Source organism: Laspinema olomoucense D3b (genome assembly GCF_025370785.1).
Classification (GTDB): Bacteria; Cyanobacteriota; Cyanobacteriia; order Cyanobacteriales; family Laspinemataceae; genus Laspinema; species Laspinema olomoucense.
Map to the genome: position 1 here is coordinate 97,334 of NZ_JAMXFA010000017.1, position 13,482 is coordinate 110,815.

The 13,482-nt window shown below is 47.6% G+C and carries 12 protein-coding genes; all 12 read left to right on the forward strand.

The genetic code is table 11. From position 1 onward, the window contains the following. Positions 1 to 3 precede the first annotated feature (3 nt). Positions 4 to 657: a hypothetical protein gene (locus NG792_RS14540; RefSeq protein ID WP_261235850.1), complete on the forward strand. Its 654-nt coding sequence runs from the start codon at positions 4 to 6 to the stop codon at positions 655 to 657. 165 nt (positions 658 to 822) lie between these two features. After that, positions 823 to 1,077 (forward strand): hypothetical protein, encoded by a 255-nt coding sequence (locus NG792_RS14545; RefSeq protein WP_261198384.1) that lies wholly within the window; start codon positions 823 to 825, stop codon positions 1,075 to 1,077. Then, the gene (locus NG792_RS14550) at positions 1,058 to 3,943 is read left to right on the forward strand and encodes a DUF1156 domain-containing protein (RefSeq protein WP_261235851.1); all 2,886 of its coding nucleotides are present in this window, start codon (positions 1,058 to 1,060) and stop codon (positions 3,941 to 3,943) included. Before NG792_RS14545 ends, NG792_RS14550 begins: the two co-directional genes overlap by 20 nt. 101 nt (positions 3,944 to 4,044) lie before the next feature. Beyond that, on the forward strand, positions 4,045 to 4,695 hold the full coding sequence (locus NG792_RS14555) for a Uma2 family endonuclease (RefSeq protein ID WP_261235852.1): 651 nt from the start codon (positions 4,045 to 4,047) through the stop codon (positions 4,693 to 4,695). 7 nt (positions 4,696 to 4,702) lie between these two features. After that, positions 4,703 to 8,068: a Swt1 family HEPN domain-containing protein gene (locus NG792_RS14560; protein WP_261235853.1), complete on the forward strand. Its 3,366-nt coding sequence runs from the start codon at positions 4,703 to 4,705 to the stop codon at positions 8,066 to 8,068. Between the two features lie 297 nt (positions 8,069 to 8,365). Beyond that, on the forward strand, positions 8,366 to 8,803 hold the full coding sequence (locus NG792_RS14565) for an ATP synthase subunit I (protein ID WP_263011651.1): 438 nt from the start codon (positions 8,366 to 8,368) through the stop codon (positions 8,801 to 8,803). A 46-nt stretch (positions 8,804 to 8,849) separates the two neighbouring features. Continuing rightward, on the forward strand, positions 8,850 to 9,605 hold the full coding sequence (atpB, locus tag NG792_RS14570; protein WP_261198389.1) for a F0F1 ATP synthase subunit A: 756 nt from the start codon (positions 8,850 to 8,852) through the stop codon (positions 9,603 to 9,605). A gap of 103 nt (positions 9,606 to 9,708) precedes the next feature. Next, positions 9,709 to 9,954, forward strand: coding sequence for an ATP synthase F0 subunit C (atpE, locus tag NG792_RS14575; RefSeq protein ID WP_015147562.1), 246 nt, complete (start codon positions 9,709 to 9,711; stop codon positions 9,952 to 9,954). A 128-nt stretch (positions 9,955 to 10,082) separates the two neighbouring features. Then, on the forward strand, positions 10,083 to 10,571 hold the full coding sequence (locus tag NG792_RS14580; RefSeq protein ID WP_261198390.1) for a F0F1 ATP synthase subunit B': 489 nt from the start codon (positions 10,083 to 10,085) through the stop codon (positions 10,569 to 10,571). A 107-nt stretch (positions 10,572 to 10,678) separates the two neighbouring features. Further along, positions 10,679 to 11,224: a F0F1 ATP synthase subunit B gene (locus NG792_RS14585; RefSeq protein WP_261198391.1), complete on the forward strand. Its 546-nt coding sequence runs from the start codon at positions 10,679 to 10,681 to the stop codon at positions 11,222 to 11,224. Next, positions 11,221 to 11,772: an ATP synthase F1 subunit delta gene (atpH, locus tag NG792_RS14590; protein ID WP_261198392.1), complete on the forward strand. Its 552-nt coding sequence runs from the start codon at positions 11,221 to 11,223 to the stop codon at positions 11,770 to 11,772. The genes NG792_RS14585 and atpH overlap by 4 nt, the downstream gene beginning before the upstream one ends. 80 nt (positions 11,773 to 11,852) lie before the next feature. Further along, a complete protein-coding gene (gene atpA / locus NG792_RS14595; RefSeq protein WP_261198393.1) occupies positions 11,853 to 13,370 on the forward strand; it encodes a F0F1 ATP synthase subunit alpha in 1,518 nt (505 codons plus the stop codon). Positions 13,371 to 13,482 lie beyond the last annotated feature (112 nt).

Sequence of the window (13,482 nt, forward strand, 5' to 3'; positions counted from 1 at the left end):
GTCATGCCATTGGATTGTACGGGAGAGGATTTACCCGATATTCCTACCATTGAAATCCCCAATTCTCCCACCAGTTTTGATGACTTTTGCTTGGTTTTAAATGCTCCTGCTCAGGTGTTACTTCATGAATCCATCTCAAATAAGAATAAAACCCTTAAATACTGGGTAATTTTGGAAGCCGATGATTATCCCCTAGCCGCTTGTGAACTGGAACAATATGCCGACTATGCCGCACAACAGCAGAATTGGGAAGGAAAACGCTCCGATTATCTGCTGATTGGTTCTCATCAGGGTGATTGTTATCTAATTATCATTGAACTGCGCCATGTCATCGTCAAGGAAGAACATGAAGACCAAAAATTTGAGCAATTACGTCAATGTATTGAACAACTTATCAATCAGTTGTTCGTCATTGACCAGTCTAATGTTTTAACAGAAGTTTACCCAAATCCTGAACAGTATAAAATCATTGGAGTGGTGATTGCGCCCGGTAATACAAGACAGTTTAGGCGGGGAGAGCTTAACTTGAAAATAGAGATTAAATCCCATCCCGTCTTAATTAGAACTCTGCCTAAAGATGCTTTATCTCAATGCAAAATCACTTGGACTGATTTGCTCCATCGGGTCGGAATACCGCGTAATCCCCGAACAGGTTAGGGAACTCCAAAAAATAAAACTCGTAAAACGTTTGTAGTAACCCCTTTAGGGGTTTCTTTAAAGATGACTCCTGAAGGAGTCACTACGAACGTTAAGATAATTTGTATTTTGCAATCCCATTAAGCCAATTCTGAATTTGATATTTATGCGAATTTTTCATTGCCCATGACCGAAGATGGTACAATAGAAATAACCGATTTGCCCTTTGATGCCGGAGAGATTCTGGGGTGGCAACCGCTTCACCCAGACCCTCCCTCCTCTCCCGTTCTGGGCCGCCTGATGTTGGGGCTGCGATCGCCCATTCGCGTTCCTGATTTAGCTGGGCGTGAATCATCAACACCAATTGTTAATTTTCACCCTCTAATTCCTCAAGTAAAATTTATCATCCTCACCCTTAACAATGCGAAAAAAACTGATTGAAGTTGCCCTCCCCCTGGAAGCGATTAATGCTGAATCTGCCCGAGAAAAATCGATTCGGCATGGGCATCCTTCAACCCTGCATTTGTGGTGGGCGCGGCGTCCTTTAGCGGCTTGTCGAGCAGTTTTGTGGTCTTCTTTGGTGGATGACCCCTCCAGTTGGCCGGATAAATTCCCCACAGAAGAAGACCAAAAACGAGAACGGGAGCGCTTATTTGATATTTTGGGGCGAATCACCATTGAGACCGATAAAAAAGGCAATCATAAACAAGTTGTCCGGGGTTTAGTGTCTTGGGATGATATCAAAAACCCGGCAATCATTGATGAAGCCCAAAAAGAAATTGCCCGATGTTTAGCTTGGGACCGGGGAGAGGAACCGCCCACTCAACCGGATGCGGTGCGGGATTATATTGCTAAATATGCACCGCCAGCTTATGACCCGTTTGCCGGGGGTGGGTCAATTCCTTTAGAGGCACAACGGTTAGGATTAGAAGCTCATGCCAGTGATTTGAATCCGGTTGCGGTATTAATTAATAAAGCCTTAATTGAAATTCCCCCGAAATTTAAAGATTTGCCTCCGATTAATCCAGAGAATCGGCAGAAAAAGGGGATGAATTTCTGGAAAGGTGCTCAAGGATTAGCCGCAGATGTGCGCTATTACGGGCAGTGGATGCGGGAGGAAGCCTTCCAACGGATTGGGCATTTATATCCCAAGGTGGCATTACCGAAAGAGTATGGGGAGGACGCTGAAGCGACGGTGATTGCTTGGTTATGGGCGCGGACAGTGAAATGTCCTAACCCGGCTTGTGGTTGTCAAATGCCCTTGGTGAAAAGTTTTCAGATTTCCACGAAGAAGGGGAAAGAGGCTTGGGTTCAGCCGCAAATTGACCGGGAACAGACTCCGCCACGGATACAGTTTGAGGTAAAAACTGGAAAGGGGGAAGCACCAGATGAGACGGTAAGCCGCAAGGGGGCAGTTTGTCTAGCTTGTGGAACGCCTGTGGGGTTGGACTATGTGCGTTCTGAAGGTTGTGGGGGGCGTATTGGCGCGCAGTTAATGGCTATTGTAGCAGAAGGAAACAAGGGCCGAATTTATTTATCGCCCACCGATGAACAGGAACAAATTGCTAATTCTGCTCAACCCAAATGGAAGCCAGAGAGTGAGTTGGTTAATAATTCTCGCCACATGACTCCTGTTATTTACGGCATGACAAAATATGCTGATTTATTCACCTCTCGTCAATTAGTGGCTTTAACTACTTTTAGTGACTTAGTGAGTGAAGTGAAAGAAAAGGCATTTCAAGATGCAGTTGCTGCGGGGTTATCGGATGATAATGTGCTGTTGAATGATGGCGGTACTGGGGCGAGGGCTTATAGTGAGGCAATAGCGGTTTATATTGCTTTTGCTATTGATAAAATAGCTGATTACAACAATAATATATGTACATGGCATATCAATCGAGAAAGTATTGGACACTTATTTACAAGACAAGCAATTCCTATGTCATGGGATTTTACAGAAGCTAATCCCTTAAGTCAATCTAGCGGAAATATAAATGGTTCAATTGATTGGGTATTAAGAGTCCTTGAAAATGCAAGGACGGAAATAAACGGAAAGGTATTACAGCATGATGCAACTGCGATTCATGAAAATGACTCACAACCTAAAATAGTATCAACCGATCCACCCTACTATGATGCTGTACCTTACGCCGATTTATCGGATTTTTTCTATACATGGCTGCGTCCATGTGTGAGTGCCATTTATCCGGACATTTGCAGCACCCTATTAGCGCCAAAATCTCCAGAAATGGTAGCTGATAACTTTCGCCACGGTAGCAAGCAAAAAGCAAAAGATTTTTTTGAATCTAGCTTAATAAAAGTATTTTATCGCATCAATAATCTCAACCATCATGATTACCCAGTTACAGTTTATTACGCCCTCAAACAAACTGAAACTGATGATAACGAAAACGTTGCTTCGACAGGGTGGGAAACCATTTTAGAAGGGTTAATGCAGGCCAACTTTAGCATTGGTGGCACTTGGCCCTTGCGAACTGAATTAAGTAACCGAATGCGTGGACAAGGTTCAAACGCCCTCGCTTCCTCCATCGTCCTCGTCTGCCGCCCTCGTCCAGAAACTGCCCCCAAAATCACCCGACGCCAATTCCTCAGCGAACTAAAAAAAGAACTCCCCAAAGCCCTAAAAACCCTCCAACAAGGCAATATCGCCCCGGTAGACTTGGCCCAAGCCAGTATCGGACCCGGGATGGCAGTCTACTCCCAATACGCTGCCGTCCTCGAAAATGATGGTTCCCCCATGCGAGTTCGCACAGCTTTACAACTGATTAATCAACTCCTAGATGAATATCTCACCGAACAAGAAGGAGAATTTGATAGCGATACCCGTTGGGCGTTGACCTGGTTTGAACAGCATCAGTTCAATGAAGGACAATATGGTGATGCAGAAACCCTTTCCAAAGCCAGAAATACCAGCATTCAAGGCTTAGAACAAGCGGGAATTTTAAATGCCAAAGCCGGAAAAGTCCGCCTACTGAAACGGTCAGAACTGCCATCGGATTGGAATCCAGAACAGGATAATCGCGTACCTCATTGGGAAATCACCCAACACCTGATTCGCGCCCTCGACCAAACCGGAGAAATCGGTGCAGCGGAACTCCTCGCCAAACTCGGAAATGGCGGAGAAATTGCCCGAGATTTAGCCTATCGACTCTATAACCTCTGTGATAGAAAAGGTTGGTCAGGGGAGGGAATTGGCTATAACAGTCTAGTCATTTCTTGGCCGGAAATCAGCCGATTAGCCAGGGAATCTAAAAAATCTGAACCCGTCCAAGGCAGTCTGTTTTAACCAAATCGTCTTTCCGGTCCCCTCCGGTCCCCCTTCTTCCCCGGTGGCAGAAGGGGTTAGGGGATGAGGGGGACTCACTCACTTAATAAAAACCCAAAATTATGATCACCTTACAACTCCAACAACTCGATATCCCCCGGGGTCAGCGCTTGTTAATTCATCACTTAAATTGGGAACAATTTGAAGAAATCATCACTGAACTAGGAGAAAGCCGCGCTGCTAGAATTGCCTATCATCAAGAAACCTTAGAAATCAGAATGCCAACTCCAGAACATGAAATTGACAAAGAAATTATTAGCGATATCGTCAAAATATTACTAGAAGAACTAGAAATAGATTGCGAATGTTTTGGGTCAACCACCTTCAAACAAGCAGCCATGAAAAGTGGCATTGAACCCGATCAATGCTTTTACATTCAAAACCAGACTCAAATGCGCGGAAAACGCCGCATTGATTTATCCATAGATCCACCCCCAGACCTAGCCATTGAAGTCGATGTCACCTCTAAGACGCAGATGGAGGCTTACCTCAGCCTGGGAGTTCCGGAACTCTGGATTTATGCCCGGGGGGAACTCAAAATTTATACCCTAAACTCCGGAGAATATCAACAAGTTACGACCAGTCCCACCTTCCCCGGTTTTCCCCTATTAGACCAGATAACAGCAGTTCTGACTCAAACCCTGACCGAGGGCAGAAGTCCCGCACTAAGAGCCTTCCGCCAGCACCTTCGTACCCTAAAATATACCCTATAAACTCATTATGGCTATTAGCAATCATGAACGAGTCGGCAGAGCTTTAAACTTACTCCGAGATGGCCTCTATCCCTTTGTTGAACGGGAGATGAAAGCCATTCATGGAGACCGTTGGGTAGTCGCCGCTTCCGCTTGTTTATCGGACAGTTATGTTCGCAACAAACATCCCCAAGATGTTCTCCAGGAAGATGTTTCAGCCTTGCTAATTGTCATGTGGGAACAATGGAATAATATCTTTCGCAATACCCTGGGACGGTCTGAACGCAGCTTAGTCAGCGAATTGCGCGATACCCGCAACGAGTGGGCGCATAAAACCACCTTTTCCACCGATGACGCTTACCGGGCCTTAGATAGTATGACCCGCTTCTTATCGGCTATTTCCGCCCCAGAAGCTGCAATGGTGGAAAAGCAGAAACAAGAACTGTTACGCCTGCGGTTTGAAGACCAGGCCCGACGGGAAACACGCCGCGCGGCGATCGCCCCCACAGAAGGACAACCCCAACCCGGATTAAAACCCTGGCGCGAAATTACCACCCCTCATCCCGATGTCGCCTCGGGTCGCTACCAACAAGCCGAATTTGCCGCAGACCTCTGGCAAGTTTATCTCGATGAAGGCTCAGACGAATACCGCCTCCCCACGGAATTCTTCCAACGCACCTATCTCACCGAAGGACTCAAACAACTCCTAACCGGGGCGTTACTACGCTTAAGCGGAACTGGAGGAGATCCGGTCATCGAACTGCAAACTAACTTCGGTGGGGGAAAAACCCATGCCATGTTAGCCCTCTATCACCTGTTTTTTGGCGTTTCTGCTAAAGACTTACCCGGACTAGAACCCCTCTTCCAGACAGTCGGAATCAACGAACCCCCCTCTGACGTTAAAACCGTTGTCCTCGTCGGCAACAAAATCTCCCCGGGACAAATTCATCGCAAATCCGACGGAACTCAAGTGCGGACCTTATGGGGTGAAATTGCATGGCAACTGGGGGGGAAAGAGGGCTATGAAAGACTCCGAGAAGCGGATGAAACCTCTACCAATCCCGGTGATGCCCTCAAAGACCTATTTAATCACTATGCGCCAGTATTGATTTTAATTGATGAGTGGGTCGCCTATGGTCGGCAACTGCACCATAAAAGTGACCTCCCTGCGGGAGATTTTGATACTCACTTCACCTTTGCCCAAACCCTGAGTGAGTCGGCCAAAAACGCTAAAAAAACCCTGTTGGTAGTGAGTATTCCCTCTTCAGATATTGAAATTGGGGGGGAACGGGGGAAAGAGGCCCTAGACCGTCTCAAGAATGCGATCGGGCGGGTCGAGTCTCCCTGGCGACCCGCAAGCGCTGACGAAAGTTTTGAAATTGTCCGGCGGCGTCTCTTTCAACCCACCTCAGACACCAGTCTGTTTGTCCAGCGCGATGCAGTGGTTCGCGCCTTTGCAGAACTCTACCGCACTCAGAGTCAGGAATTCCCGGCAGAATGTAAAGAAGGCGACTATGAACGCCGGATGCGAGAAGCATATCCCATTCATCCAGAACTGTTTACACGCCTCTACTCCGACTGGTCTAGTCTGGATAAATTCCAGCGCACTCGCGGGGTTCTGCGTCTGATGGCGAAAGTTATTCACTCCCTCTGGGAACGCAATGACCAAAGTCTCCTGATTATGCCAGCTCATGTCCCAATGGATGATTCCCAGGTTCAGTCAGAACTGACTCGGTATCTAGAAGATCACTGGATTCCCGTGATTGAAAAAGATGTGGACGGGCCTAATTCGTTGCCCTTGGCCCTGGACCGCCAGAATCCGAATTTAGGCCGTTACTCCGCCTGCCGTCGCGTCACTCGCACAATTTACATGGGTTCTGCCCCCACTCTACGGGCTGCCAATCGGGGTTTAGAAGACCGTCGCATCAAGCTCGGTTGTGTCCAACCGGGGGAAAGCGTGGCAACGTTTGGGGATGCCTTACGGCGATTATCGGACCAAGGAACTTATTTGTATCTGGATGGGAATCGGTACTGGATTTCCACTCAACCCAACGTGAATCGGACGGCACAAGAACGGGGGAGTCAGTTCTTAGAGGATCGCTATTTGGTCTGGGAGGAGATTATTAAACGGTTGAAAGGCGATCGCGATCGAGGAGAATTCAGTGCCATCCATGTCGCCCCCGAATCCACCTCGGACATTCCCGACGACCCCAATTTAGGAGTCCGTCTGGTTGTTCTCTCTCCCGTCTCTCCCCATATTCGTCTCAGCAAAGACAGTCCCGCTCGAAAATATGTAGAGGATGCCCTCAACCATAAAGGGAGTGGTCCTCGCTATTACCGGAACACCCTACTATTCCTCGCGCCGGATCAAACGAAAATCGAAAATTTAGAGAAAAATGTCGCTCAATATTTAGCGTGGGAATCTATCCTGGCCGATGATAAAAAGAAGACGCTTAATTTAGATAATTTCCAACGCACTCAGGCCGAAACAAAGCGGGATGGTACAAACAAAGATGTTGATAATATCCTCTGGGATACCTATCAATGGCTCTTGATTCCCACCCAACCGGACCCAAAAGGGGATCTGGAATGGAAAGAAACACGATTGTCCGGGCCAGAGTCCCCAATCGCTCGGGCCAGCAAAAAAGCCGTCTATGAAGGGGATTTGCTGGACATTTACGCTGCCACTAACCTGCGACTTGAAGCCCTGGACCGCTTTCTATGGCGGGAAACAAACCACATTGACCTCAAACGCCTTTGGGAATATCTCGCCCAATATCTCTATCTACCCCGATTTAAAAATCCGACCGTTCTTTTGGCAACGATTAGTAATGGGGTAACCTCAACGGTTTGGGCGGATAACTTTGCCTATGCAGAAGGATTTGACGAAGAAACCGGAAAATATCTGGGGTTGCAGGCGGGGACCGGGATTAATCCCAGTATCAGTCCTCAAAGTTTGGTGGTCAAACCCGAAATTGCTCAACAGCAGTTTGATTTAGAGGCAAGAGTCAACCGCTTGGATGCCGCAGCAACCCAGGGTCTCCCGTCGAAAACTTCTGTTCTCCAGTCTCCTACCTCAGAATATGGGTCATCCTCCCGGACTGCGGGGGATGGCAATCCCGGTGAAGGTGAAGGGTTGGAAGAGATTACGGCTACTGTTCTGCGGCGATTTTATGGCAATGTAGAGATTGACCCGATGCGGGTGAATCGGGATGTCCCTGCGATCGTCCAGGAGGTCATCCAGCACCTGATCTCTCTAAATAAGGCCAAAGTCAAAATCACCTTGGAAATCGAAGCGGAAATTCCGGAAGGCGTCCCCGATGATATCGCGCGCACTGTCCTAGAAAACTGCCGGACTCTCAAATTTAACAGTCAATCGTTTGAGTCGGAATAAGCGGGCAACAGGGGGAGTGGTCATTGGTCTTATGTCATTGGTCAGAGGTACGATTTAAAGCCCCTCTCCCGTTCTGGGAGAGGGGTTTGGGGTGAGGGCTAAACCTTTATAGACATGAGCAACGCTATATAGCCTCCCCATCCCCCAAAGACAAAGAACCACACTGGATCCATAAAAATTCCCGTTTTAGATTAATTTATTATTTTTTAAGTTATGTTACCGCCGCGTGATATTATTCATTTTGGCCTGTTAGCGTCCAGGTGTAACCATCTGGGCATAAGTTAACTAAGAGTGAACTTGTCAGACCCTTCTGAAGAACCCACTTCCCCAGAGCGAGAACTCGATCCTACCGAGACTCGCGCAGCGCAGGAAAATTCCTCAATGGATGAGTACCATCAGCTTAAACAAAAGTTGTTGGTATCTACCCTTGTGATTACAGCCGTCGTGTTTGTCTCGGTTTGGTTCTATTATTCGCTCAATATTGCCCTGAATTATTTGATCGGGGCGTGCACGGGTGTGGTTTACTTGAGAATGTTGGCAAGAGATGTTGAGCGCCTAGGCAATCAGAAACAAAGTCTGAGTAAAGGCAGACTGGCGATGTTCATTGGGTTGATTATAGTAGCAACTCAGTGGGATCAGCTACAGGTGATGCCTATATTTCTGGGTTTCCTGACATATAAAGCCGCGCTCCTCGTCTACGTCCTTCAAACGACCCTTTTGCCGGACTCCAAATAGGATAAGGCATTTTGCAAACCATCCAGTCCCTCTGGAACCCCGCTTAATGGATATGCTAGAGGTTTTAAACGCCTTTAATTCGCTCCCGATCGCCGAATTGGAAGTAGGCAAGCACTTCTACTGGCAAGTTGGTGGTCTGAAACTTCACGGTCAGGTGTTATTAACCTCCTGGTTTGTGATGGGATCCCTGATTGTCACCTCCTTGGCAGCTACTCGGAACATCCAACGGATCCCCGGTGGCGTCCAAAACTTTATGGAATATGCCCTGGAGTTTATTAGAGACTTAGCCAAAGGCCAAATCGGAGAGAAAGAATATCGGCCTTGGGTGCCCTTTGTTGGCACATTATTTCTGTTCATCTTTGTGAGCAACTGGTCTGGCGCGTTGGTGCCTTGGAAGCTGATTCACATTCCGGGCGGCGAATTAGCTGCACCGACCAGTGATATCAACACCACTGTAGCACTGGCCTTGCTGACATCTTTGGCTTATTTCTACGCCGGATTACGCAAGCGCGGTTTGGGGTATTTTGCTAAATACATTCAGCCAACGCCGATCCTTTTGCCCATCAACATTCTGGAAGATTTTACCAAGCCTCTCTCCCTGAGTTTCCGTCTATTCGGAAACATCTTGGCAGATGAGTTAGTGGTGGGGGTTTTCGTGTTGTTGGTGCCCTTATTCATCCCCCTTCCGGTGATGATTTTGGGACTATTCACCAGTGCGATCCAAGCCCTGATTTTCGCCACTTTAGCGGCGGTCTACATCGGTGAAGCGATGGAAGGCCACGGCGAAGAACATCACGACTAAAATTAGGATTTGATAGTTAGATTTTGAGCGCGATCGAACCGCCAAAATCTGAGTTCGTTCATTCTTTTCATCGTTCATTTTGTACTAAAGGAAACAACCAATCATGGATCCATTAATTGCTGCTGCTTCCGTTATCGCTGCTGCCCTTGCTGTTGGTTTGGCTGCGATCGGCCCTGGTATCGGTCAAGGTAATGCCGCAGGACAAGCAGTAGAAGGGATTGCCCGTCAACCAGAAGCAGAAGGAAAAATTCGGGGGACATTACTGTTGAGCTTGGCATTCATGGAAGCACTCACGATTTACGGCTTGGTGGTCGCACTCGTGTTGCTGTTTGCTAACCCCTTCGCCTAAGAAGATTAAAGCGGTGCCAGGGGTAGAGGGGTGATTAAATAAATTATTAAATCACCTCTCTACAACCGGCGCTGTTGTTTCAATTTCCATCCCGTTCAACCCCCGAAAGCAATAGCGGCTGATTTACTATGATTCAATGGACGATCTTACTAGCCGCTGAAACAGCGGCAAAGGAAGGTGGGCTATTTGATTTTGACGCCACCTTACCGATCATGGCGCTGCAATTCATAATTTTGGCGGTAGTTTTAAACGCGATCTTTTATAAGCCTCTCGGCAAGGCGATCGACGATCGCAACGAATATGTTCGGTCCAGCGAACAAAGCGCTAAAGAACGCCTGTCAAAAGCAGAAACCTTGGCACGGCAGTACGAACAAGAACTAGCCCAAAGTCGGAAAAAAGCGCAAGAGATTATCGCTCAGGCGCAAGCAGAAGCCCAGAAAACCGCAGCAGACCAAATCGCCGAAGCCCAGCGAGAAAGTCAAGCTCAACGAGAGCAAGCTCAAAGAGAAATCGAGCAGCAAAAGCAAGAAGCGATGAGCTCCTTAGAACAGCAAGTCGATGCCTTAAGTCGCCAGATTCTCGAAAAACTCGTCGGCACCAACTTAGTCAAGAGTTAGAGGGATATTAGAGGCAAAGCATTATATCAAACTTTTCCTCTAAACAGTAAAAACATTCTAACGAATCTAACGAACGACGGCATTAAGTAAAGGAAGTTATCGATCTTATGATTCTGGGAACTTTTTGGTTGCTCGCTTCTCATGCAGAAGGAGCAGCAGAAGGAGGTTTCGGTCTTAACTTAGACTTTTTTGAAACCAACATTGTTAATTTGGCGATCGTCATTGGCGTACTGTTCTACTTCGGTCGGAAAGTTTTAGGAAACATTCTAACCGAACGCCGCGCCAAAATCGAAGCTGCCATTAAAGAAGCTGAAAAACGTCAGAAAGATGCAGCCGCAAAACTGTCGGACCAACAGCAGAAACTAGCCCAAGCTCAAGCTGAAGCTGAAAACATCAAAGCCCAAGCCCAAGAACGCGCCACCGTTGAAAGACAACAAATTGCCGCCCAAGCTCAAAAAGATTTAGAACGCTTAAGAGCAGAAGCCGGACAAGACCTCAACGCCGCTAAAGAACGGGCAATGGCTGAATTACGCCAACGAGTTGCAACAATGGCATTAGAACGAGTTGAAAGTCAACTCAAAAGCCAACTCGACGAAGGCAAACAACAACAACTCATTGATAACAGTATTGCGATGCTCGGAGGCAATCGATGAGTATCATCCAGTCAGAAGTTTTTGAACCTTACGCGCAAGCCTTGATGTCCTTGGCGCAAGAGCATAACCTCACAGAAGAAATTGGCGAGGATATGCGAGGGATTTTGAACTTGTTGAAAGAATCTCCCGATTTGGCTCAATTTATTGGCAGTCCGATTATCAAAGAATCGGACAAAAAAAATGCCCTGGGGCAAATTCTAGGGGATTCAGTTCAACCCTTTACCCGCAACTTTTTAATGTTGCTGATTGATCGCAGACGCATTCCCTTCATCGAAGGAATTGCTAACTATTACCTAATGCTCTTGCGGAAGCTCAATCAAACCGTACTCGCTGAAGTCACCTCCGCAGTACCGTTGAATGAAGCACAACAGGAAGGCGTTAGGAATAAGGTCAAAGAAATTACCTCCGCGCAACAAGTCGAACTCGAAACGAAAATCGATGCTGACTTAATTGGTGGTGTCGTGATTAAAGTTGGTTCGCAAGTCCTCGATGCCAGCTTACGCGGACAACTGCGGCGGATTGGTGTGCGGTTAGGCAGCAACAGCTAACCCACAGAAAATCATTAGGGAACCGACCCTCCCTAAACCCTACAGAAAAAACTACCCAGCAACCCCTAACAAAAACTGAGATGATCAGCATCAGACCCGACGAAATTAGCAATATTATTCGCCAGCAAATCGAGTCCTACGATACAGACGTTAAAGTCTCTAACGTGGGTACCGTGCTCCAAGTTGGAGACGGAATTGCACGGATTTATGGTTTGGAAAAAGCCATGTCCGGCGAACTTTTAGAATTCCAAGATGGCACCGTTGGTATCGCCCTCAACTTAGAAGAAGATAACGTGGGTGCGGTGTTAATGGGTGACGGTCACGATATCCAAGAAGGATCTTCCGTGACTTCCACCGGCAAAATCGCTCAGGTCCCCGTGGGAGACGCGATGATTGGCCGGGTTGTGGATGCTTTGGGTCGTCCCATCGACGGCAAAGGCGACATCAACACCACCGAAAGCCGCTTGTTGGAATCTCAAGCCCCTGGTATCATTGAGCGTCGTTCTGTGTACGAACCGATGCAAACGGGTATCACCGCTATTGACTCCATGATTCCCATCGGACGGGGACAACGTGAGTTAATCATTGGTGACCGTCAAACCGGGAAAACCACGATCGCCGTTGACACGATCATCAACCAGAAGGGTGAAGACGTGATCTGCGTATATGTGGCGATCGGTCAAAAAGCCTCCACGGTTTCTCAAGTCGTCGCCACCCTCCAAGAAAAAGGCGCGATGGACTACACCGTGGTTGTTACTTCTAACGCCAACGAACCCGCCACCCTGCAATACCTCGCCCCTTATACCGGCGCAAGCATTGCTGAATACTTCATGTATAAAGGCAAGCACACCCTGGTCATTTACGATGACTTGTCCAAACAAGCCCAAGCCTATCGTCAAATGTCCTTGCTGCTGCGTCGTCCCCCCGGACGTGAAGCCTATCCTGGGGATGTGTTTTACCTCCACTCTCGCTTATTGGAACGTGCTGCTAAACTCAGCACCGAAATGGGCGAAGGTAGCATGACAGCGTTACCCATCATCGAAACCCAAGCCGGTGACGTTTCTGCCTACATTCCGACCAACGTGATTTCGATTACCGATGGTCAGATCTTCTTATCTTCTGACTTGTTCAACTCCGGTTTACGTCCGGCAGTGAACGCCGGTATTTCCGTGTCCCGAGTGGGTTCGGCGGCACAAACCAAAGCCATGAAGAAAGTGGCCGGTAAAGTGAAGCTGGAATTAGCTCAGTTTGCTGAATTAGAAGCATTTGCTCAGTTTGCTTCCGACTTGGATGCCTCCACCCAGCAACAATTGGCCCGGGGTCAGCGCCTGCGTGAACTGTTAAAACAAAATCAATATTCGCCCTTGCCCGTGAGTGAGCAAGTTGCGATTATTTACGCTGGGATTAATGGCTATTTGGATAAAGTTCCGGTGGAAAAAATCACCGACTTTACCAAAGGTCTGCGTGAGTATATGCGGACCAGCAAGGCGAAATACGGCGAAATCGTTCAAAGCAGCAAGCAATTGACCGATGAAGCTGAGACCTTGTTGAAAGAGGCGATCGCCGAATTCACTCAGTCTTTCATGGCTACTCTGTAGGACCGACACTTGAGAAGAATTGGGAATGAAGAATGGAAGGTTTCTTAGATTCTTCATTCTCAATTCTTCATGCATTAGGTTTAATTTTAAATTCTTGATTCTTGATTTGGGA

Coding starts and splice junctions, on each gene's coding strand:
- NG792_RS14540 (WP_261235850.1), top strand. CDS start 4: ATGCCATTGGATTGTACGGGAGAGGATTTACCCGATATTCCTACCATT.
- NG792_RS14545 (WP_261198384.1), top strand. CDS start 823: ATGACCGAAGATGGTACAATAGAAATAACCGATTTGCCCTTTGATGCC.
- NG792_RS14550 (WP_261235851.1), top strand. CDS start 1,058: ATGCGAAAAAAACTGATTGAAGTTGCCCTCCCCCTGGAAGCGATTAAT.
- NG792_RS14555 (WP_261235852.1), top strand. CDS start 4,045: ATGATCACCTTACAACTCCAACAACTCGATATCCCCCGGGGTCAGCGC.
- NG792_RS14560 (WP_261235853.1), top strand. CDS start 4,703: ATGGCTATTAGCAATCATGAACGAGTCGGCAGAGCTTTAAACTTACTC.
- atpB (WP_261198389.1), top strand. CDS start 8,850: ATGGATATGCTAGAGGTTTTAAACGCCTTTAATTCGCTCCCGATCGCC.
- atpE (WP_015147562.1), top strand. CDS start 9,709: ATGGATCCATTAATTGCTGCTGCTTCCGTTATCGCTGCTGCCCTTGCT.
- NG792_RS14580 (WP_261198390.1), top strand. CDS start 10,083: ATGATTCAATGGACGATCTTACTAGCCGCTGAAACAGCGGCAAAGGAA.
- NG792_RS14585 (WP_261198391.1), top strand. CDS start 10,679: ATGATTCTGGGAACTTTTTGGTTGCTCGCTTCTCATGCAGAAGGAGCA.
- atpH (WP_261198392.1), top strand. CDS start 11,221: ATGAGTATCATCCAGTCAGAAGTTTTTGAACCTTACGCGCAAGCCTTG.
- atpA (WP_261198393.1), top strand. CDS start 11,853: ATGATCAGCATCAGACCCGACGAAATTAGCAATATTATTCGCCAGCAA.